The sequence below is a fragment of the Halomonas sp. AOP7-E1-9 genome (genome assembly GCF_052376035.1).
Taxonomy (GTDB): domain Bacteria; phylum Pseudomonadota; class Gammaproteobacteria; order Pseudomonadales; family Halomonadaceae; genus Vreelandella; species Vreelandella citrativorans.
In genome coordinates, this window is sequence record NZ_JBQSVC010000011.1 from 45,451 (window position 1) to 65,326 (window position 19,876).

The window sequence follows — 19,876 nt, forward strand, 5'->3', positions numbered from 1 at the left end:
ACTTTCATCATAGCCGTTTACTGTTTTTCGTCGTCGCTCTTGTCAGCAGGATTGCTCTGTATGGTAACCCGTTTGCGCCCACTATCGTTGTCATGCTGTTTACCTTTCGCGTTCATTAGCCTCCCTTTATACGCGAGCAGTTTCTTTTCTGATGTCGCCTCAACGCCCCCTCCCGGTGTGTTATCGCTTAATCATCAGTTGCTTCAATTAGCGCCTTCGGCTACCCCAGAAGCGCTGCGCCTTGCCGCCCAAGCGCTCAGCTGTGCGGACCCCAATGTCGAGCGGCTGGCAGTTATCGACTATTCACTGCCTTCCACCGAGCGGCGCATGTGGGTCTTTGATCTGCGCCAGCACACGCTGTTGTTTGAGGAATTGGTTTCCCATGGCCAGGGTTCTGGTGATGCGCAAGCCGACGCCTTCTCGAATATTCCCGAAAGCTATCAATCAAGTCTTGGCTTGTTTCGTACCATGAATAGCTATTACGGACGCAACGGCTACTCCCTTAGGCTTAACGGGCTGGAACCCGAGGTCAATGACCTCGCCTACGAGCGTGCCATTGTGATTCACGGAGCCGACTACGTTAGCGATGACTTTATCGCGCAAACAGGCCGCCTCGGCCGCAGCCATGGCTGCCCCGCTGTACGCCAGGATATCACTTACCCGCTGATTGATAGCTTAAGAGATGATCAGTATGTGTTTGCCTATTACCCCGATGAGGAGTGGCTCGCCAGCTCAAATTTCTTACGCTGCCAAACGCCAGGTGCCCCCCATTTAGCGCAACGTTAAATTCGCGCCTGGTGGCATGTGTCGGTTCTTATGCCATGCTGAGAAGCAGTGCAGCATGAATAAGCTAACTAACGCATGAGGCCTTATGACTCAAGTCAAGAAGTTGGATCTCGCATTGCAAGGCGGCGGGGCACACGGCGCTTATTCATGGGGCGTCATTGACCGCCTGCTTGAAGATGAGCGCATCGAAATAGAAGGTATTAGCGGCACCAGTGCCGGTGCCATGAATGGCGTGGTGATGGCCGATGCCCTTACCAGAGGCGGCAAGCCGTTAGCCAGGCAAGCACTGACGGATTTTTGGCAGGCGGTCAGTCGCGCGGGTATGGCAAGCCCGGTACGTCGTTCGCCGATGGATGTCTGGACCGGCAACTGGAGCCTTGATCATTCGCCAGGCTATATCTCGATGGACCTTATGACGCGCCTGATCTCGCCCTATCAATTCAACCCGTTAAACGTTAACCCACTGCGTGACATCGTTGATGCACACATTGATTTCGAGCGGGTGCGCCAATGCGAGCAGCTTAAGCTGTTTGTGGCGGCCACCAATGTGCGCACGGGCAAACAGCGTGTCTTTCGTCGTGAAGAGATGAGTCTTGATGCTGTAATGGCCTCTGCCTGTTTACCCTTGATGTTCCAGGCCGTTGAAATTGATGGCGAGGCCTACTGGGATGGTGGCTACATGGGCAATCCCGCGCTGTTTCCCTTAATGGAGGAGTGCAGTTCACGGGATATCCTGCTGATACAAATTAACCCTATCAGCCGCGACTCAGTACCGACCTGTGCGTCATCCATCCTGAACAGACTTAATGAAATTACCTTTAACGCCGCGCTGATTAAAGAGATACGCATGATTGCGCTACTGCAACACGCCCTGGAAGAGCAAGGGATCAACAACTGTTACCAGCAGGCCCTCTTTCACCGTATTAGCGGCGAGCAAGCGCTGGAAAACCTTTCCGTTTCCAGCAAGATGAATTCGGAATGGTCGTTTCTTTCACACCTTTTTGAACAAGGCCGAGACGCCGCGCAGCGCTGGCTGGATGAGCACTTCGAGGCAATCGGCAATCACTCAACGCTGGATATCGACGCCGTTTACCTGCACGACTAAACAGCACTATTGTGATGCATGCCGCCTACGGCATGCCCATCAACAGCGCATGGGGCTATTCCTCTTTCTGTAAATCTTCGGCCTATAAAAAGTAACCAACTGATAAGGCTTATAAAAATCCCCGATGGCGAATTAATTGCTTAACTATCTCTTGTGATGGTAGGCGTAGACCAGGCCCAACCGGGTACGAGTGCGTCGAGCCTGACCTTCAATGACGAAGGCATGTTCTCGTGAACACGTAACGCAACAGAGCGATTTGGCGTTGCGTGATGCTCAACTGGTTAAGATCCTGTGAGGCCATCCCATGGACATACGCAATAAAGCCAATCGTATTCGACTGCTGACGTTCTCCACGCCTCAGATGCGTGCCTTCCACCTGTCGTGGTTTGCTTTTCATATCTGTTTCTTTGGCTGGTTCGGCATCGCGCCACTCATGGCGGTGGTGCGCGATGACCTTTCCCTGACACAGACACAAATTGGCAACACGATCATCGCGTCTGTCGCGATTACCGTTATCGTACGGCTCCTGATCGGATTGCTGTGTGACCGATTAGGACCGCGCAAAACCTACACGGGCCTGCTCATTTTAGGCTCCCTACCGGTCATGGGCATCGGCTTTGCCAATAGTTTTGAGACGTTCCTGCTAGCCCGCTTAGCCATTGGCGCTATCGGTGCCTCATTCGTGATTACGCAGTACCACACCACCATGATGTTTGCGCCCAATGTCGTGGGTACCGCCAATGCAACGAGTGCGGGCTGGGGTAATCTGGGAGGCGGTACCACGCAAATTCTCATGCCGCTTATCTTTGCAGGCATGCTAATGCTGGGCGTTAACGAAGCGCTAGGCTGGCGTCTTGCCATGGTCGTGCCCGGCATTGTGATGTTTATCACCGGGATAGGTTACTGGTTCCTCACGCAGGATGCGCCTGACGGCAACTTTAGTGACCTGCGCGCACGGGGTGAATTGCCCGAGGCAACGGGCGAGAACAGCGCCACTCAATGCTTTTTAGCAGCGGCGAAAGACATCCGCGTTTGGGCACTGTTTGTCGTTTATGGGCTCTGTTTTGGTGTTGAACTTACGATCAACAATATTGCGGCTATCTACTTCTTCGACAAATTCGACTTAACGCTGGCAATGGCTGGCATGATTGCAGGGCTGTTTGGGTTGATGAATATTTTTGCCCGCACGCTGGGTGGTGTTTTCTCGGATCTGTTCGCCAAACAGGGCGGGTTAAAAGGACGTGTGCGCTGGCTATTTATTGCGCTGGTTTGTGAAGGCATTGCGCTGGTCGCCTTTTCGCAAATGCACGTTCTAAGCCTGGCCATTGGCATCATGCTGGTGTTTAGCCTCTTCGTACAAATGGCCGAAGGCGCCACGTTCGGTGTCGTGCCGTTTATCAATAAAAAAGCCTTGGGCGCAGTTGCCGGGATTGTGGGTGCGGGCGGCAATGTCGGCGCCGTCTCGGCCGCCTTTCTGTTTCGCAGTGAAAGCTTAAGCTATCAACAAGGGCTATTTTACCTAGGCGTGACCGTTCTGGTACTGGCCTCGTGCGTATTAGTCGTTCGGTTTAACGACGTAACGGAAGCACAAGAAGCAAACGCTTACCGTGACGCCGTGGGCGATGATACCGGTGCGGGGGCCCTTTCATTACGTTAACGCTAGGCATTAAGTTAACGCCAGGCATTATGCTCAAGCAGCCCCCTACTCTCCGGCGCAAGCCAGCCATGAGAGAAGGGCAACGCGGCGAGTAAAAGGAAATCGTTATGTCATCTGCCCAGCAGCTACTCTTAACCGCCATTCGTTGCGATATCGACAATTTTCGTTATTTAGCGACGGCCTCGGAAATCGTTGCGGATATTAGCCGTTTTATCCATGTGCTTCAGCGCGAACGCGGTGCCTCAACGATTTACCTCGCCTCTCAAGGTCAGCGCTTTAAAACACGCCACCAGACATATATTAACAAGAGCAAAGAGGCCGAAGCGCTGATGCGCAGGCGCTTAGAGGCGCTAAGCCAGGAAGCACGCCCACAGGCAGCGGCGCGCCTGCTGCGCCGAATAGCCGCCATGTGGAACGCCCTGGACGACTTAAGCGCACTGCGCAGCGCCATTGATAACGTTGCTATTTCTCCCGATGCCGCCACCCAAGCCTTTAATCACCTTATTGGCGGTTTGTTAGCGATTGTCTTCGAAGCTGCCGACACTTCAGACGATCCAGATATTACCCGCGCGCTGGTGGCTATTTTCCATCTCATGCAAGGCAAGGAGCTGGCCGGACAAGAGCGTGCCTGTGGCGCCTTTGGCTATACCCTTGGCCATTTTGATGACAGTCACCGCCAACTTCTCGGCCAACTGGTTAACGACCAGCAGCGCTGTTTTGACACTTTTATCGAATTTGCTACTCCAGACGCCGCGCTTGCCTGGCAGCAAGCCGTTTCAACCAGCGCGCTAACCGGCATTCAACAACTGCGCGAGGCCGCCTGCCAGCCAGCGTCGCCGCACATAGCGTCTAACCCGCTGGGTGAAACCTGGTACGAGCTAACCACGCTGCGCATTGATGCAATCAAAAGCGTCGAAGATACGTTAAACGCACAGCTAGCCGCGCTTTGCTATCGCAAAATACACCAGGCAGAAGCAACGCTTGAGCAGACCAAAGCCAAGCCTTACGCGCATAAACCCGCGCCTTGCGAACCGTTACTGGCCCTTAACCATCCTCAGCCGTCGGGTGATTTAACGGCCAGCGCGCTGACCTCACCGCTTGGCCGTTCCCTGATAGCGTTAACCCAGACCCAGTCCAGCCGCCTACAAGGGTTAAGCGATGAGCTGGAAAATACCCGTAAGGCACTGCGCGAGCGCAAGCTTATTGAACGCGCTAAAGGGCTTATTATGGCGCACCAATCAATGAGTGAAGAGGAGGCTTACCGCTTCCTTCGCAAGACATCAATGGATCAAAGCAAAAGCATGGCAGACATGGCGCAAGCCATTCTCGATCTCTCCTCCATGCTCAAAGAGGCTCCAGCATACTCACGCTAAACGAGCCATCCACTGATGTCACCTCGTTTGATTGAGCCAGGCATGTCGATACGCCCTTTTTTGATGAACCGCCTGAAACGGCGCTGGAAGCTCGCGATATTGCCAACGCGGTTATTTATGCGCTCTCTCAACCGGCCCATGTCGACGTTAACGTGATCCTGGTTCGCCACCCCGCCGAGTGACTAACCGATCAAACAGGTTACGCAGCCCAAAAGGGCTGCTCCTTGCATTTGGCCTTCATAGCCCGCATACACTCTACTAACAAGCGTGCTAATGATTTAACCGCGTGCCGTCTCATTGCCTACGCGTCCAAATCTTTAAGCATGCTCCACGTCTTTATTAGTAGGTGAAATATGAGCCAACTCTCTTCGACCGCGCTCTCTGTACTCGACCTTGCCCCTATACGCCAAGGCGGCAGCGCTGCTGAAACGTTCCGGGATAGCGTTTCACTGGCACAGCGAGCCGAGCAGTTGGGCTATACCCGTTACTGGCTTGCCGAACATCACAACATCCCTGGAATCGCCAGTGCCGCCACGTCCGTTTTGATTGGCCATTTGGCAGGCCACACTTCCACTATACGGCTAGGCTCGGGCGGGATAATGCTGCCTAATCATCCTCCGCTTGTGATTGCCGAGCAGTTTGGCACGCTGGAAACGCTCTACCCTGGGCGCATTGACCTGGGACTTGGGCGGGCGCCCGGTTCTGACGGTGCCACTATGCGTGCCATGCGGCGCAGCATGCATGCGGGCGTAGACGACTTCCCCGAGCAACTAAGCGAGCTGCGTCGCTACCTGGGAGATGCAGAGCCCGGCCAGCAGGTGAAAGCGGTACCTGGCCAAGGAACTAACGTGCCTATCTGGCTGTTGGGTTCAAGCGGCTACAGCGCCCAACTGGCCGCCAGGCTGGGCCTGCCCTTTGCATTTGCGGCGCAGTTTGCACCCGGCTACCTATTTGAAGCGTTACGCCTCTACCGCGATAACTTCCGCCCGTCTGAGCATCTGGATAAGCCTTATGCCATGGTCGGGCTGCCGGTGATGGCCGCAGAGAATGATGCCATGGCGCACTACCTTGCTACCTCCGCCCAGCAGAAGTTTCTGAACCTGATCCGTGGCAAGCCGACTCAGTCGCAGCCCCCGGTAGAGCAGCTGGACTGGTCACCCATGGAGCAGTCGCAAGTCAACCAGTTCCTGGGTGCCGCGATTATTGGTGGTCCAGAAACAGTTAAAGCAGGACTTGAAGACTTTCAGGAACGTACAGGCGCCGATGAGTTAATGATTAATAGTGACTTTTTTGATCATGCCGACCGCGTGCGCAGCTACGAAATCGTTGCTCACGTAGCAAAATAAGCGCAACGTACAGCCACTTAAGGGGCTTCAAGCGCAGATGCCCCTTCCATGTTGACAGCCGCAGGCATCGCTGCGGCCTGGTACCATTAACGCCCCTCACATGCTACTCGGCTTATCTCTACCAGGTATTAACCATGTCTACACTTACCTTCACCTTAATGACGCAAGACGACTTCGCTATTTTCTGGCCCACTTTTAAGGCGATTGTGGCGGAACAACACACCTATGCCATTGACCCCGACATTAGCTACGAGGCGGCCTACTCACTATGGTGCCAAGTCCCCAAAGCCACGTATGCCGTCAGAGATTCAGCAGGCGAACTGGTGGGAAGCTACTACCTAAAAGCCAATGCCGCAGGCCCGGGTGGCCATGTGTGTAACTGTGGCTATATGGTCACCGCTGCCGCCCGCGGTAAAGGCGTTGCGCGCGCGATGTGTGAACACTCTCAGCAACTAGCCCGCACCCATGATTTTAAAGCCATGCAGTTTAACGCTGTCGTTGCCACGAACGAGGCAGCGGTAGCGCTTTGGCAGCGTTTAGGATTTAATATTGTGGGTACGGTGCCGAAAGCTTATTGTCACGCAACACAAGGACTCGTAGACAGCTACGTGATGCATAAATTCTTATAACTTATTCGACTAGCGTATTAATTTTCATAGTTTTTATCGACATCACAACCACTCCAATGAACCATGCTCTGGCAGGTGCATTAGGTTTGCTCGTTGTCATGTTGATGGTAGTGGCGGCGCTTGGAATACCCGCAGAGAAAAGCGCAACAATCGATCCAAAGCAAGGGCGTTTGAGCTTTGCATAAACAGCACGAACAAGGCGTTATGGCGTTTTACCCGAAGATGCCCGTTGCGCTAACGCATCCTGAAGATAGCGCTCTGCCCTACTGCTTCCCATCGTGGTCAAATGGGCCACATTGCGTTCCGGGATGACCGAGGTATCACCATAAAACTCAATGGCTTTTTCAACGCTCGCTTCGCGCAATAGGTGCACCATTGCGTAGGGTGAGCGGTTGGTGTAGTTCGAGGCGTCCTCTGGCGTGGCGTCCTCAAAGCAGTAGTCCGGATGAAAAGTCGCCAGCTGATAAACACCTTCATAGCCCTGTTCGGCCAGCATGCTTTCTGCCAGTTCTACATAGTCCAGATAGTGGTCAAAGTGCTTAAAAAGCGTGGGAAAGACCAGCAACGTGGTTTCTGTTTCCGGATGCTCATCCAACCACTGCACTTCGACCATCAGCTCTTCCAATGCCACCTCAAGCTTTTTTGAGCGTACGACGCCCACACGAATAGTGTCACGTTCTACTTCTCGCTGAGCAAAGGGACATACGTTTTCAGCCACAATAAAGTTGCGCACCCAGCTCAACGTTTGCTCAATGACATCACTATCTGAATATTGCATCGCTCTTTTACATCCACTTTATCGTGTTTAGTACGCGCCAGTGTACACTGATCGCTGACGGCTTAGCTGGTGCTTTTAGCCGTGCTGCGCAAAGCACGTTAGTGCAGCCTCATAGGATTTAAGGATATGCTCATCAAGAAGCTTTCGCGCTGCTTTCACGTCGCGCTTTAAAGCGAGCGCCACTAGCTCATGGTGCTGCTGATCCAACTCCTGGCGAATGACCGGCATTTTGGGGCCCAAGCGCCGGTACCGATCAAATTGATCGTGCAGCTGTTCAATAAACCGCAGCGACCATATAGAGCCGCACGATGCGACCAGCGTGCGATGAAACTGGGTATGCAATCGCTCCCACTCATCGTCATTATCCAGCGTCATGTCGGCACATTTCAGGCGATGCTCTGCCGCGAGAAGGTTTGCCTCCCACGCCGCATCCCCCAGCGAAATTGCCTGTTCAAATGCCATACTTTCCAAGGCCAAGCGCGTTTTTACAATATCATCCAGTTCACTGCGTGAAAGAGTCGGCACCCGAAAACCGCGCTGATTTTCCTGTATCAGCAGACCATAGGCGGCCAACTTGTTTAACGCTTCACGCAAGGGGCTTAAGCCCACTTGATACAGCTCTTTAAGCGCATTGATTGCCAACTTTTCGCCAGCAGCAAAACGCCCATTAACCAGGTCTTTGCGTAAAATATCGTAAATACGGCTAGATGCTGTTGTTGTGGAGGGCTGAACGTACTGGTTCATGGTAGGGTCCTTTCATCCACCGGTGAGCGCATATCACTTATTCCGTTTGACGCCTGCTAACGCTCTTGATTATATTATTCTACCCTGAAAAATAATCGATTTTATTACATATAAACGATATAAAGAGAAAATATGGTTTTTCAACGCATCTACTACCGTTTTCGGCCTGCCTACCATAGCGTGACACACTGATGAAACAAACAGCCCTGTTCTGGGCCTTCTTTCGCGTCGGTATTTTTGGTTTCGGTGGCGGCCCCTCAATGATACCGCTGGTACATGCAGAAGTCGTTACACGCCACCAATGGCTGACGGACGAAGAGTTTGCCGATGTATTAGCCATTGGCAACACCTTACCTGGTCCTATCGCAACTAAAATGCCTGGTTATATCGGCTACCGTGTAGGCGGCATTAGTGGCTGTATAGCGTCGGTACTTGCAGTTTGTTTTCCCATGGTAGTTGCCATGGTGGTCATGCTGGGCGTTTTTAGTCGGTATCGGGATGTGGCCTGGATTCGAGGGATGGGGCAAGCCGTGGTTCCCGTCGTCATGGTGATGATGGGGCAACTGGCTTGGGACTTCTTTGATAAATCGCAAAAGGCGCTAGGCTGGCTTGTCAGTAGCCTAATGGCGATTACCGCTGGCCTATTGATTTATTGGCTGGGCATTCACCCCGGTTTTATTATTGGCGCGATTTTGCTGGCAGCGCTATTACGCCCTTCCGCAGCTAAAAAAGCGGAGCGTTCAGCATGATTTATTGGCAGCTGTTCCTGGCGTTTTTTGTCCCGAACATTGTTGGCTACGGCGGTGGCCCAGCCATTATTCCCCTGCTTGAAGCCGAAGTAGTCGGCCGCTATGGCTGGATGACGTCTCAAGGTTTCGCGGAAACGCTTGCGCTTGGAAACGCGCTGCCTAGCCCGATTGCTACTAAAATGGCCGGCTACGTGGGTTATGAAGTGGCCGGCATCGGCGGTGCTGCCGTCGCAATAGCGGCAACGGTTGTGCCTTCACTACTGCTGATGATTGCCGCACTAGGGCTTTTGTACCGCCATCGCGAGTCTCCCCAAGTCAAGCGTATGAGCCAATGGGTACGCCCAGTAATCGCCATTATGATGGCTTGGTTAACGTTGGGCTTTTTCCTTGAAGGCGTTAATGGCGCAGGGTGGGTACATACGCTGATTATCGGCGCCATTGCCGCGATTGCGCTGGTACGGTTCAGCGTTCATCCCGCGTTTGTGGTGATGGGTGCGCTTGTGTACGGTGCCTTTATCCTTTCCTAAAGGTTTGTACGAAAAGAGCCTGTGCTCGTCTTCTTATTTTGCTTCAACCGTCGCGCGCTATTAAAGCGCCGGCGGTTGAAGTGGCTATTGCGACGCAACCCACGCATCATAATAGCTTCTTTCGCTCTCGGTTCATGTTAACTCCCTATGCCCCCACTGTTTTCCACCTCTGGTAACGCCCCGTCGGTTAACGGTTTTTTCAACGTGTTTCGCTACAGCAAGCGAGCCCTGGGCCTTGTTTGGGAAACCTCCCGTTGGATGATGTTCGGGCTGGCGCTTTGCACGCTGGTGGCTGGCGTGTTGCCTGCGGCGGGCGCCTGGGTGGGCCAACTGATCGTTGATGGCGTCGTCAATGCAATGGACACCTATCGCGACAACCCTTCCGCTAACCTGACGGTTATTATTATGCCGGTGCTTGAGCTTGTGGCGTTAGAGGCTCTCATCATCGCCTTGATCGCACTGGCCCAACGCGGACTTTCTGCTCAGCAGTCGCTGCTTCGCGCCCTGCTGGGCCAGAAAGTCAATGTCATGATTTTAGAAAAAGCAGGCACGCTATCATTAAGCCAGTTCGAGGATTCAGAGCTTTATGACCAATTAACACGTGCTCGCCGTGAAGCCTCCACGCGGCCTTTAGCGCTGGTTAATAAAACCTTTGGGCTGCTGCAAAACGCCATCTCACTGGTCAGTTTTAGTGTACTGCTTGTGCAGTTTTCCCCTTGGGCGCTGCTGATTCTAGCGGCAGGCGCCCTGCCGGTGTTTGTTTCAGAAGCCAAGTTTTCAGGTGATGCGTTTCGCTTGTTTCGCAGGCGCTCACCTGAAACGCGTATGCAGGGCTATTTGGAAACCGTACTGGCCCGCGAAGACAGCATTAAAGAGGTCAAACTATTTGGCCTTGAGCCGCTTTTTTTGCAACGCTATCGCGATATTTTCAACCGACTATTTCGCGAAGACCGGCGGTTGACACTCCGCCGTGAGGGCTGGGGCTTCTTGCTTGGCTTGCTGGGCACGCTAACGTTCTACGCAGCGTATGGCTGGGTAGTGGTTGAAACGATTGCAGGTGCTATCACGCTGGGTCAGATGACCATGTACTTGATGGTGTTTAAACAGGGCCAATCTGCGCTTTCTGCAAGCCTTACCGCCATCAGTGGCATGTACGAAGACAATCTCTATCTCTCCAACCTCTACGAGTACCTGGAACAACCTACCCAGCAGGAAGGCGGCACGCGCTTGCAAGGCGCGCTTCCCGGCGACGGGCTGCGCTTTGAAGATGTAAGCTTTGCTTACCCAGGCGGCAAGCAGGTATTGCAACACATCTCACTGCACCTGTCTCCCGGTCAAAGCCTTGCCCTGGTCGGCGAAAACGGCTCCGGAAAAACCACCCTCATTAAGCTTTTAACGCGGCTTTATCACCCTACAAAGGGGCGAATTCTGCTGGATGGCAGTGATCTTCGTGACTGGGAAAGCAGTGCACTACGCAAACGCGTCGGGGTTATTTTTCAGGACTTTGTCCGCTATCAATTGCCGGTTGGCGAAAATCTGGGCGTGGGCGACACCCAGGCGTTTAATAATCAAGCGCGCTGGCAGCAGGCCGCTCGCAATGGCATGGCCGACAGTTTTATCAAACGCATGCCTCAAGGCTATAACACTCAGTTGGGCCGCTGGTTTAAGGATGGACAGGAACTCTCTGGCGGGCAGTGGCAAAAGATAGCGCTCTCGCGCGCTTACATGCGCGAAGAGGCCGATATTTTAGTGCTGGATGAACCCACCGCTGCGATGGACGCCGCCGCTGAAGCCGACGTATTTACAAGGTTTCGGCAGCATAGCCACAATAAAATGACGATTCTCATATCGCACCGCTTCTCAACCGTCCGCAATGCGGATCTCATCCTCGTTATCGACCAGGGAGAAATTATTGAACGCGGCACGCATGAGGCGCTACTGGCTATCAATGGTCGTTATGCGCATTTATTTCATCTTCAGGCGAAAGGTTATCGCTAAGAGGGATTGATCAGAGCAGAAGCATTGCCAAAACGCTTGATCAAGCGGCTTGGCGATACCCCCGCAGGGCCTTGCGCCCTTTACGGGAGTAGCTGCCTTTACCTTTTTTGGGCGTTTGCTGCTGCATCTTGAACATGGGGGTTCGTAGCTGCGCTTTGAGCGCGTTGTCGCGAATCTTTTGCGTCATGGAATCTTCCTGTAAAGCCGATTTATTTAAAAGCTGTAATAAAGCTATATAAATAGCGGTGCTGCTTGTGCAGGCACCGCTATGACATTATGAGATGCCTAACGTTCCCACGCACTCATTTAATATTACTCATCCCATTTAGGTGCAAAGTCAGGGTTGGCGATGCGCTCCTTGCGGTCCAGCTTGGCAATGTCGTCCATTTCACTGTCGTTTAATACAAGATCAAACGCGGCAATATTGCTTTGGATATTACGCGCCTTGGTGGAAGAAGGAATGGTGATCATGTCGCGCTGATTGACCCAGGCCAAGGCGATTTGCGCAGGCGTTACGCTGTGCGCATCCGCGATCTGCTGGAGCGTGGCATCGTCCATTACCTTGCCCACCGCCAGCGGCATAAAGGCCGTTACCTGAATACCGTGATGCTCGCAGCGCTCAACCAGCTTGCGGTTTTGCAGGAAAGGATGCACTTCAATCTGATTGGTGAGGATTTCGCCTTTACCCAAAATCTCCACCGCTTTATCAAGCTGTTCAATAGTGAAGTTGGATACGCCGATGTGGCGCGCCTTACCCAGTGCCTTCACCTCTTTGAGAGCGGCCAGGTACTCTTCCATCGGCACTTCGTTATCCGGCGATGGCCAGTGGATCAGCAGTAGGTCAACGTAGTCGGTACCGAGCTTTTCCAGGCTTTCATCAACACTCTCTTTCAAGCGCAGCGGCGCCAGGTTGTCGAACCACACTTTGGTGGTCAGAAAAATGTCGCCACGCGGTACGCTGCTGTCACGAATCGCTTCACCAACGCCCTTCTCATTACCGTAAAACTGAGCGGTGTCGATATGGCGATAGCCTGCTTCAAGCGCCGCATGGATGCTCTCTTTAAGCGTATCGCCTTCCAGGCGAAAAGTACCAAAGCCGGGGTTAGGCATAACCTTTTGCATCATTAACATCCTTTTCTATTGATAGCGTGTTAATTAACATGGGGCGGCCACCGCGTGACTTCAACCACCTATTCAAAAAAGCCCATACCACGTTTGGCGCCATAAGCGATAGAATTATGAAAATTCGCTTGCTAACATTCTCTTGCTAACCAAGATGCCGCCCATGCCCCCCGATAACGACACACTTGCAGCGACCGATGCCCCGCTGCTTCCCATTCACCGCCAGCCGGGCTTTTTAAGCTTTCTTCTCTCTCGCCTTGCCGCCGTTTTTGCCATGCAAATTCAAGCCATTGTGGTGGCATGGCAGGTATATGACATTACTCGCGATGCCATGTCGCTTGCCTATGTGGGGCTTGCGCAGTTTCTGCCTATGGTGATTTTACTGCTGCCCGCAGGCGATGTGGTCGACCGTTTTCCGCGCAAGCGCATCCTACAACTCAGTTGGGCGGTACAGGGTATCTGTAGCGCCCTGCTGCTTTTATTGGCGCAAGCCAATCATGGCAGCGTTATTGAATTTTATGCTGTGCTGGCTCTGTTTGGCTGCGCCCGAGCCTTTACCGGCCCCACGCTGCAAAGTATGTTGCCCAACATTGTGCCCCGCACTCAGTTGGCCCAGGCCATTGCGCTGAATAGCTCGATTATGAAAGTCGCGGTGATTAGCGGGCCGCTGCTGGGCGGCGTGCTTTACGCCATGGGCGGCGTGCTTTACGCCATGGGCGGCGGTAGCCTGGCCTACGCCGTGTGCCTGGGCTGCTTTATCGTCGCGCTGGCCTTACTGGTACTGGTACCGGTGCGCTATGTCGAGAAAGCCAAGGTATTGGAAAGTACCGCCTGGAAGCGTTTTTCCGCAGGTATTCGTTATATCCGCTATCAGCCGATTATTCTAGGCGCCATATCCTTGGATCTATTTGCCGTGCTGCTGGGCGGCGTGGTAGCGCTGTTGCCCATTTACGCGCAGGAAGTCTTGCATGTGGGCCCTGAAGGATTGGGTGCTCTGCGCAGCGCAATTGCGGTGGGCGCGCTATTGATGGGACTTTATCTTGGCGTTCGTGGCATCAAGCGCCGCGCCGGGCACGTGATGTTTGCCGCCGTGGCCGTGTTCGGGTTGGCGAATCTAGTGTTCGCGTTCTCTACCCTGTTCTGGGTGTCGATGATCGCCATGCTGGTCGCGGGTGCGGCCGATATGATCAGCGTTTATGTACGCACCACTGTGATTCAGTTGGCCACGCCGGATGAAATGCGCGGCCGGGTGAATGCCGTCAATATGCTGTTTATTGGCTCAAGTAACGAGCTGGGCGAGTTTCGCGCGGGCAGCATGGCCGCCGGATTTGGCGTAGTGCCCGCCGCAGTGATTGGCGGCGTAGGCACGCTGGCGGTGGTCGGCCTGTGGATGCGTCTGTTCCCAACGCTACGCCGGGTCGACCGCTTCGATGATGCCCGCTGAAGCAAGCACATTAGCGGGGCTGCTCGCGACCATACTCACCACGCTGCCCACCAGAATCACACAGGGTGACGGCAGCGGATGATCCGCCAGGCGCTGGGGCATATCATTAAGCGTACCCACCAATGCCTGCTGTTCGGGCAGGCTGGCATTGGCGACCAGCATGATCGGCCACTCATCGGGTAGCCCCGCCTGGCGTAGCCCTGCGCAAATGGCCTCTACCTTGGAAAGCCCCATATAAAATACCAGGGTTTCATCGCGACGGGCCAGGGTTTGCCAGTCGGGCGCGCCGCCCTCACGGCATAGCTGTGCAGTAATAAAGCGCAGTTGCTGAGAGTGGCCCCGGTCGGTCAGCGGAATCCCCAGGCTTGCGGCGGCAGCAGACGCCGCGGTAATGCCGGGCACAATGTGTGCGGGCACATTGGCACCCGCCAGGGCGGCAAGCTCTTCCCCCATACGCGCAAATATGCCGGGGTCACCGCCTTTCAAGCGCACCACCGATTTGCCGGCGGTTGCCAATTTGACCATCAAGGCGCCAATTTCCGCTTGCGGCATGCTGTGATGGCCGCTGGCCTTGCCAACGTAGTAACGCTCAGCGGAAAGCGGAACCAGCCCTAACACATCGTCGCCTACCAAACGGTCATACACGATAGCATCGGCCTGCATTAACAGCCGCGCGGCTTTCAGCGTTAACAGCTCCATATCACCACTGCCCGCACCAACCAGATACACATGCCCAGCCGTGCATTCGCCGCGTAGCTTAAGCGAAGGCGCACTTGAGGCACTGCGCGTGGAGCGCTGGAACGGCGACAGCACGCGCTGCGTAAAGCACAACGTGGCCTCAGGCCACTTCTGTAGTAGACGCTTGCTTAGCACGCGCATGTGAACGCTCCTCTTCAATCAGGGACTTCAATTCAGGCAAACAACTACCGCATTGGGTTCCGCAAGCAAGCCGTGCGCCCAACGCTTCCACGCTGGTATCACCGGCACGAATGGCATTAACAATCGCCGCTTGGCCCACCTGGTGGCAGCTGCATACCACGGGGCCGGTATCCGCAGCGCCATCGTCGCACCCCGCCAGCAGTCGGCGCCGGTGCTTATCACTGATGGCTGTTTCGTTAAAACGCGCTTCAAGCCAGGCAAGCCCGGGCAATTCGCGCGGCGGGCCGGCCATCAGCCACCAGCGCAGTTTGCCCCGCACAATAGCCGCAGCGCGCAAGCGGCCATTGCCGCTGTCTTCACACCACAAAGAAGCCCCTTCGGGTAGCCACGTAGCGAGTAGCGCCAGCCAGTCATGTACCGGCTTTGCATCAGCCAGCTGCCAGCGCTGACAGCCCTGCATGGGTACGCGTGCCCAATAATCGCTTCTGCACCACGGGGACACTTCCTGACTATTATCCCCTAATGGATGGGCAATCAACAGCGTTGCCTCCCAGGCTGCTTCAAGCGGTGCCAGCGCCACAGCGCCGTGCTTGGCTTCTGGCTGGCCTGACACAGGGTCGGTCAAAGCTTTTAGCATGGCACCGCTACGCGCCGATTTACTGAACGCATCGCTCCAGTGCATGGGAATAAACACCTCGCCACGCCGCTGGGCATTCGAGATACGCACGCGCCCCCGGTACTCGCCGCTGGCGGCGGACAATACTGCCAGTTGCTGGTCGCCAATGCCATAGTTCGCAGCATCGCCTGGGTGGAGTTCGATAAACGGCTCGTAGCGATGATTCATCAGCCGGGGCGCGCGTGCCGTGCGCGTCATGGTGTGCCACTGATCGCGAATACGCCCGGTATTCAGGCGCAGCGGATAGGCGTCGCTTAAGCGTTGCTCCGGCAAGCGCGGCGTTATAATGATGAATTTGGCGCGTCCATTGGGCGTGGCGAATTCACCATCTTCAAACAACCGCGCCGTTCCGTGAGGTGCTGAAGACGTCACCGGCCACTGAATAGGCGCCAGCGCGTCGTAGCCCTCGCGCCCAAGCCCCACCAGGCCGGAAGTATCGAAGAGCCGTTTGCTCTCCCCCTCATTCTCGAAGCCGGAAAGACGCGCGTGCTCATCAAAAATTTCATGGGGGTGGCTATAGTCAAACGCCTCCTGAAAGCCCATACGTTTGGCGGCTTCGCACATAATCCACCAGTCGTGACGCGCTTGGCCAGGCGCGGGTAGCAAGCCACGCTGGCGTGAAATACGCCGCTCGGAATTGGTCACCGTGCCGTCTTTTTCAGACCACCCCGTCGCGGGCAGAATGATATCGGCGTAGGCCAGCAGGTCGGTATGGCTTGCGCACTCAGACACAATTACCAGTGAGCACTTTTCAAGCGCACGCCGCACGCGGGCGGCATCCGGCAAGCTGACCACCGGGTTGGTGGCCATTATCCACAGCGCCTTTATGTCGCCCCGCTCAACTGCTTCAAAAAGCTCAATCGCCTTATAGCCAGGCGCCTGGGGCAATTCAGGAGTTAACGTTTCCGTCGCCCAGAAGCGGGTGACTCGCCTGAGGGCGCCGGGCGTGTGGTAATCCATATGCGCGGCCAGCTGGTTGGCAAGCCCACCCACTTCACGCCCGCCCATGGCATTGGGTTGGCCGGTAATCGAGAAAGGCCCCGCCCCCGGCAATCCGATTTTGCCGCCCGCCAGATGGCAGTTGATGATCGCATTGCACTTATCGGTACCGCTGGTGGATTGGTTGACGCCCTGGGAGTAGAGCGTCACGACATGGAGCTGGCTGGCAAACCAGTAGTAAAAGGTCTCCAGCCGCTCAGGGTCGATATCACATATGGCCGCTACGTCGTTAATGTCGCAGTGGCTCGCAGCCAACAGCGCTTCATCAAAACCTTGTGTATGGCGATCCAGATAGAGCTGATCCAGCTTGTTATTCTCAGCCATCCAGGCCAGCAGGCCGTTAAACAGCACTGCATCGCTGCCGGGTGCGATGCCCAGGTACAGGTCGGCAATCTCGCAGCTGTCGGTCACGCGCGGGTCGATGACCACCACGCGCATCAACGGGTTGCGCGTTTTGGCGGCCTTTAAGCGCTGGTAAAGCACCGGATGATTCCAGGCCAGATTCGAGCCCACCAGCACCACCAGCTCGGCCTCTTCAATATCTTCATAGTTGCAGGGAACAGCATCCGCGCCCAACGAGCGTTTATACGCCGCCACGGCAGAGGCCATGCAGAGTCGCGAGTTGGTATCCAGGTGCGGCGTGCCTAAAAAGCCTTTAAATAGCTTATTGGCCACATAGTAATCTTCGGTCAATAGCTGGCCTGAAAGATAGGCACCGACTGACTCAGCGCCGTAAGTTGCGCGAGTCGTTTGCAACCGCTCTGCCAAGGTGGTTAACGCCACATTCCAGTCAACCGCTTGGCCATCGACCCAGGGCGTGGTGAGCCGGTCATGGTGGCCGAGGGTTTCGTGAAGTGCCGAGCCTTTCACACATAGCCGACCAAAGTTGGCGGGGTGGTCGCGGTCGCCTTCAACGGCGCTGATTGTGCCGCTAGCCACAGTGGCGATTACGCCGCAGCCGACACCGCAATAAGGGCACGTTGTGTTTGCTTTACAAGCCGAGCGTGTGGCCTGGGACATACTGATTTCCTCCCGCTTAAAAGCAAAAAGCGCCCAAGCTAGCCTCAAAAGAAGCCTGCCTGGACGCCGTTGTCTCAGGGACACCTGCACCGGTGCCAAATGTCGCACTGCTGGGATTGGACATACTTATTAATGGCCTGTCATCTGATGGCGTTAGCGTTGTTATTTGCCCGTCAAATTCAATGGCTGCATTTTATTGTGCCGATAAACCCGTCTGTGCTTTGTTGCTTGTTGCCAAGGTAATAGCAAGGCCTACGCCAACCAACCCATTAAAACAAAAACACCAAATTAAACAGAAGGTTAGTAACCAAGAAAATATCTTTCGACTTATCTTGTAGGCAGGTTTTTTGCTAACGCTGACTACTCACGGTGCATTCTTACCGCTTAGCGCACCAATAGCGTGCGCAGTCTGCGCTTAGGCGGATAAAAAGGCGTTATCGTCAACCTGCCTACTTAAAACAGGCTATTGATAAGCAATAAAAAAATAAATAATTAACGATATTTGGCTGATTAATTGCCCTGTACTGATTAGATAAATTTAAGCTTAGCGGGCAGCCAACGGTGGCTGCTCTGTGCGAAACCCAGCTAACGGGTTTGGCCTCAGCTACCGGGCAACGAAGCCCCTGATACGGCCTTCCTGGCAATCCATTTGCCCGGGACGCTGACTCAGGGGCTTTTTTTATTGGCTTTTCTTCAGCGCTGCCGAGTATTTGTGGATAGGCATTTGTAGCCAAGCGCTAAACAGTAAGGAGCAACCTATGATCGCTATCTCTCGGTGCTCGTCTGATGATCACTTAGTCGTTATCGGCAACGGCATGGCGAGCCAGCGACTGCTAGAGGCCGTCGTTAAATTGCCTCATCGACCCCAGCAGATAACGGTGATTGGTGCAGAAGTATCTCCCGCCTATAACCGGATACTGCTATCGCCACTGCTCGCCGATGAAATGCCGGCTGGCGCCCTCGCCCTGCGTGATACGCAGTGGTACGCCAAGCACGGGATCACCCTTCACCTGAATGAATGCGTGCTGGAAATCGACCGCGAAGAGCGGCGCATTATCACTCCCTGCCGCACGCTGGCTTATGACCGCTTGGTGATTGCCACCGGCTCACGCCCGACACTACCCGAGGTACCCGGCATTGGCCTTAACGGCGTGTATGGGTTTCGTACCCTGCAAGATGCCGACACGCTTGCAACGCTTGCCCTACAGGGCGGCGAATGTGTCGTAATCGGCGGCGGTTTGTTGGGCCTGGAGGCCGCTGAAGGGCTTCGCAAGCGGGGCGCCAGCGTCAGCGTTCTACAGCGCAGTGAGCGGTTAATGAATCGTCAGCTGGATAGCATGGCCGCCGGGCTGCTTGAAACGACGCTTGCCCAGCGTGGCTTGACCATATTAACCAATGCGCGCATCAGCCACTTTGAAGACGACGGCGCGGGCAACTTAGCCGCCGTCGTGCTTGAAGATGGCCAGCGCCTGCCTGCTCAGAGCGTCATCGTGGCAACCGGTATTACACCTAACGCAGAACTTGGCCATCTGGCAGGCCTGGCAACGCAGCGCGCCATCATGGTTGATGACACGCTCACTACCTCAGACCCGCGTATTCACGCATTGGGTGAGTGCTGCCAGTTTGAGCAGCACACCTACGGCTTGGTCGAGCCGATCTGGCGTCAGGTAGATGTGTTAGCCAACACGCTGTGTGGCGATGGCAGCGCCCGCTATAGTGAGGCGCCGACCGCAACCAAGCTTAAAATCAGCGGGGTGGCCCTCTACGCGTTTGGCCCCACCGAGGCTGCGCCAGAACACGAAGTACTGCATTACAGCGACCCGGCAAGCGGCGATTACCGCCGCTTGTTACTGCGTAACGGAAGGCTTGAAGGCGCTGTGCTGTATGGCGATACCCATTCCGGCCCCTGGTATTTCGCCCAGGCGCTGGCCAAAACCGATGTGGGCGCCTGCCGCCAGGCGTTGCTGTTCGGTGAAGCCGATGCCAACGCCCTGCTTCTTGATACCCCACCCACTCCCTCATCGACGCTGGAGGCAGCTTAGCC

18 protein-coding genes are annotated in these 19,876 nt (G+C 55.0%); 12 read left to right on the plus strand and 6 right to left on the minus strand.

The annotated features are described in order from the left end of the window. Nucleotides 1–60 precede the first annotated feature (60 nt). The 7 genes from ACT3R4_RS08520 (at nt 61) to ACT3R4_RS08550 (ending at nt 6,896) form a co-directional block, all read left to right on the plus strand. Nucleotides 61–786, plus strand: a complete 726-nt coding sequence (locus ACT3R4_RS08520; protein WP_441678454.1) for a murein L,D-transpeptidase catalytic domain family protein — start codon at nt 61–63, stop codon at nt 784–786. A gap of 85 nt (nt 787–871) precedes the next feature. Next, entirely contained in the window at nt 872–1,891 is a 1,020-nt protein-coding gene (locus ACT3R4_RS08525; protein WP_441678456.1) for a patatin-like phospholipase family protein, read from the plus strand. Between the two features lie 304 nt (nt 1,892–2,195). Next, nucleotides 2,196–3,548, plus strand: coding sequence for an MFS transporter (locus tag ACT3R4_RS08530; RefSeq protein ID WP_441678458.1), 1,353 nt, complete (start codon nt 2,196–2,198; stop codon nt 3,546–3,548). A 107-nt stretch (nt 3,549–3,655) separates the two neighbouring features. Then, a complete protein-coding gene (locus ACT3R4_RS08535) occupies nt 3,656–4,921 on the plus strand; it encodes a nitrate- and nitrite sensing domain-containing protein (protein WP_441678460.1) in 1,266 nt (421 codons plus the stop codon). A gap of 15 nt (nt 4,922–4,936) precedes the next feature. After that, nucleotides 4,937–5,077 (plus strand): hypothetical protein, encoded by a 141-nt coding sequence (locus ACT3R4_RS08540; protein ID WP_441678462.1) that lies wholly within the window; start codon nt 4,937–4,939, stop codon nt 5,075–5,077. 197 nt (nt 5,078–5,274) lie between these two features. Next, the gene (locus tag ACT3R4_RS08545; protein WP_441678464.1) at nt 5,275–6,267 is read left to right on the plus strand and encodes an LLM class flavin-dependent oxidoreductase; all 993 of its coding nucleotides are present in this window, start codon (nt 5,275–5,277) and stop codon (nt 6,265–6,267) included. A 134-nt stretch (nt 6,268–6,401) separates the two neighbouring features. Then, nucleotides 6,402–6,896, plus strand: coding sequence for a GNAT family N-acetyltransferase (locus tag ACT3R4_RS08550; RefSeq protein WP_441678466.1), 495 nt, complete (start codon nt 6,402–6,404; stop codon nt 6,894–6,896). A gap of 202 nt (nt 6,897–7,098) precedes the next feature. On the opposite strand, the gene ACT3R4_RS08555 is transcribed toward ACT3R4_RS08550, so the two are convergent. Next, nucleotides 7,099–7,674 carry a DUF1415 domain-containing protein gene (locus ACT3R4_RS08555; RefSeq protein WP_441678468.1) on the minus strand — a complete coding sequence of 192 codons (576 nt, stop codon included), beginning with the start codon at nt 7,672–7,674 and terminating at the stop codon, nt 7,099–7,101. A 75-nt stretch (nt 7,675–7,749) separates the two neighbouring features. Beyond that, a complete protein-coding gene (locus ACT3R4_RS08560) occupies nt 7,750–8,418 on the minus strand; it encodes a GntR family transcriptional regulator (RefSeq protein WP_441678470.1) in 669 nt (222 codons plus the stop codon). Between the two features lie 191 nt (nt 8,419–8,609). Here ACT3R4_RS08560 and ACT3R4_RS08565 point away from each other — a divergent pair, with 191 nt between their 5' ends. The 3 genes from ACT3R4_RS08565 to ACT3R4_RS08575 all read left to right on the plus strand — a co-directional run bounded on the left by ACT3R4_RS08565 (nt 8,610) and on the right by ACT3R4_RS08575 (nt 11,692). Continuing rightward, the gene (locus ACT3R4_RS08565) at nt 8,610–9,167 is read left to right on the plus strand and encodes a chromate transporter (protein ID WP_441678472.1); all 558 of its coding nucleotides are present in this window, start codon (nt 8,610–8,612) and stop codon (nt 9,165–9,167) included. Continuing rightward, nucleotides 9,164–9,694, plus strand: coding sequence for a chromate transporter (locus ACT3R4_RS08570; protein ID WP_441678474.1), 531 nt, complete (start codon nt 9,164–9,166; stop codon nt 9,692–9,694). The genes ACT3R4_RS08565 and ACT3R4_RS08570 overlap by 4 nt, the downstream gene beginning before the upstream one ends. Before the next feature lie 147 nt (nt 9,695–9,841). Next, nucleotides 9,842–11,692, plus strand: a complete 1,851-nt coding sequence (locus ACT3R4_RS08575) for an ABC transporter ATP-binding protein (protein WP_441678476.1) — start codon at nt 9,842–9,844, stop codon at nt 11,690–11,692. A 40-nt stretch (nt 11,693–11,732) separates the two neighbouring features. Here the strand turns inward: ACT3R4_RS08575 and arfA are convergent, their stop codons facing one another. Both arfA and dkgB read right to left on the minus strand, forming a co-directional pair. Further along, nucleotides 11,733–11,879 carry an alternative ribosome rescue factor ArfA gene (arfA, locus tag ACT3R4_RS08580; protein WP_441678478.1) on the minus strand — a complete coding sequence of 49 codons (147 nt, stop codon included), beginning with the start codon at nt 11,877–11,879 and terminating at the stop codon, nt 11,733–11,735. A gap of 125 nt (nt 11,880–12,004) precedes the next feature. After that, a complete protein-coding gene (dkgB, locus tag ACT3R4_RS08585) occupies nt 12,005–12,814 on the minus strand; it encodes a 2,5-didehydrogluconate reductase DkgB (protein ID WP_441678480.1) in 810 nt (269 codons plus the stop codon). Nucleotides 12,815–12,977: 163 nt separating this feature from the next. Between dkgB and ACT3R4_RS08590 the strand changes: the two genes are divergently transcribed. Beyond that, a complete protein-coding gene (locus ACT3R4_RS08590) occupies nt 12,978–14,258 on the plus strand; it encodes an MFS transporter (RefSeq protein ID WP_441678482.1) in 1,281 nt (426 codons plus the stop codon). Here the strand turns inward: ACT3R4_RS08590 and cobA are convergent. Beyond that, nucleotides 14,223–15,137, minus strand: coding sequence for a uroporphyrinogen-III C-methyltransferase (cobA, locus tag ACT3R4_RS08595; protein WP_441678483.1), 915 nt, complete (start codon nt 15,135–15,137; stop codon nt 14,223–14,225). The genes ACT3R4_RS08590 and cobA overlap by 36 nt on opposite strands. Then, the gene (locus ACT3R4_RS08600) at nt 15,097–17,832 is read right to left on the minus strand and encodes a nitrate reductase (RefSeq protein ID WP_441678485.1); all 2,736 of its coding nucleotides are present in this window, start codon (nt 17,830–17,832) and stop codon (nt 15,097–15,099) included. The genes cobA and ACT3R4_RS08600 overlap by 41 nt, the downstream gene beginning before the upstream one ends. A gap of 758 nt (nt 17,833–18,590) precedes the next feature. Here ACT3R4_RS08600 and ACT3R4_RS08605 point away from each other — a divergent pair. Continuing rightward, a complete protein-coding gene (locus tag ACT3R4_RS08605; protein ID WP_441678487.1) occupies nt 18,591–19,874 on the plus strand; it encodes an NAD(P)/FAD-dependent oxidoreductase in 1,284 nt (427 codons plus the stop codon). Nucleotides 19,875–19,876 lie beyond the last annotated feature (2 nt).

Coding starts and splice junctions, on each gene's coding strand:
- ACT3R4_RS08540 (WP_441678462.1), top strand. CDS start 4,937: ATGTCACCTCGTTTGATTGAGCCAGGCATGTCGATACGCCCTTTTTTG.
- ACT3R4_RS08550 (WP_441678466.1), top strand. CDS start 6,402: ATGTCTACACTTACCTTCACCTTAATGACGCAAGACGACTTCGCTATT.
- ACT3R4_RS08565 (WP_441678472.1), top strand. CDS start 8,610: ATGAAACAAACAGCCCTGTTCTGGGCCTTCTTTCGCGTCGGTATTTTT.
- ACT3R4_RS08560 (WP_441678470.1), bottom strand. CDS start 8,418: ATGAACCAGTACGTTCAGCCCTCCACAACAACAGCATCTAGCCGTATT.
- ACT3R4_RS08555 (WP_441678468.1), bottom strand. CDS start 7,674: ATGCAATATTCAGATAGTGATGTCATTGAGCAAACGTTGAGCTGGGTG.
- ACT3R4_RS08530 (WP_441678458.1), top strand. CDS start 2,196: ATGGACATACGCAATAAAGCCAATCGTATTCGACTGCTGACGTTCTCC.
- cobA (WP_441678483.1), bottom strand. CDS start 15,137: ATGCGCGTGCTAAGCAAGCGTCTACTACAGAAGTGGCCTGAGGCCACG.
- ACT3R4_RS08600 (WP_441678485.1), bottom strand. CDS start 17,832: ATGTCCCAGGCCACACGCTCGGCTTGTAAAGCAAACACAACGTGCCCT.
- ACT3R4_RS08570 (WP_441678474.1), top strand. CDS start 9,164: ATGATTTATTGGCAGCTGTTCCTGGCGTTTTTTGTCCCGAACATTGTT.
- ACT3R4_RS08525 (WP_441678456.1), top strand. CDS start 872: ATGACTCAAGTCAAGAAGTTGGATCTCGCATTGCAAGGCGGCGGGGCA.
- ACT3R4_RS08535 (WP_441678460.1), top strand. CDS start 3,656: ATGTCATCTGCCCAGCAGCTACTCTTAACCGCCATTCGTTGCGATATC.
- arfA (WP_441678478.1), bottom strand. CDS start 11,879: ATGACGCAAAAGATTCGCGACAACGCGCTCAAAGCGCAGCTACGAACC.
- dkgB (WP_441678480.1), bottom strand. CDS start 12,814: ATGCAAAAGGTTATGCCTAACCCCGGCTTTGGTACTTTTCGCCTGGAA.
- ACT3R4_RS08590 (WP_441678482.1), top strand. CDS start 12,978: ATGCCCCCCGATAACGACACACTTGCAGCGACCGATGCCCCGCTGCTT.
- ACT3R4_RS08575 (WP_441678476.1), top strand. CDS start 9,842: ATGCCCCCACTGTTTTCCACCTCTGGTAACGCCCCGTCGGTTAACGGT.
- ACT3R4_RS08545 (WP_441678464.1), top strand. CDS start 5,275: ATGAGCCAACTCTCTTCGACCGCGCTCTCTGTACTCGACCTTGCCCCT.
- ACT3R4_RS08520 (WP_441678454.1), top strand. CDS start 61: ATGGTAACCCGTTTGCGCCCACTATCGTTGTCATGCTGTTTACCTTTC.
- ACT3R4_RS08605 (WP_441678487.1), top strand. CDS start 18,591: ATGATCGCTATCTCTCGGTGCTCGTCTGATGATCACTTAGTCGTTATC.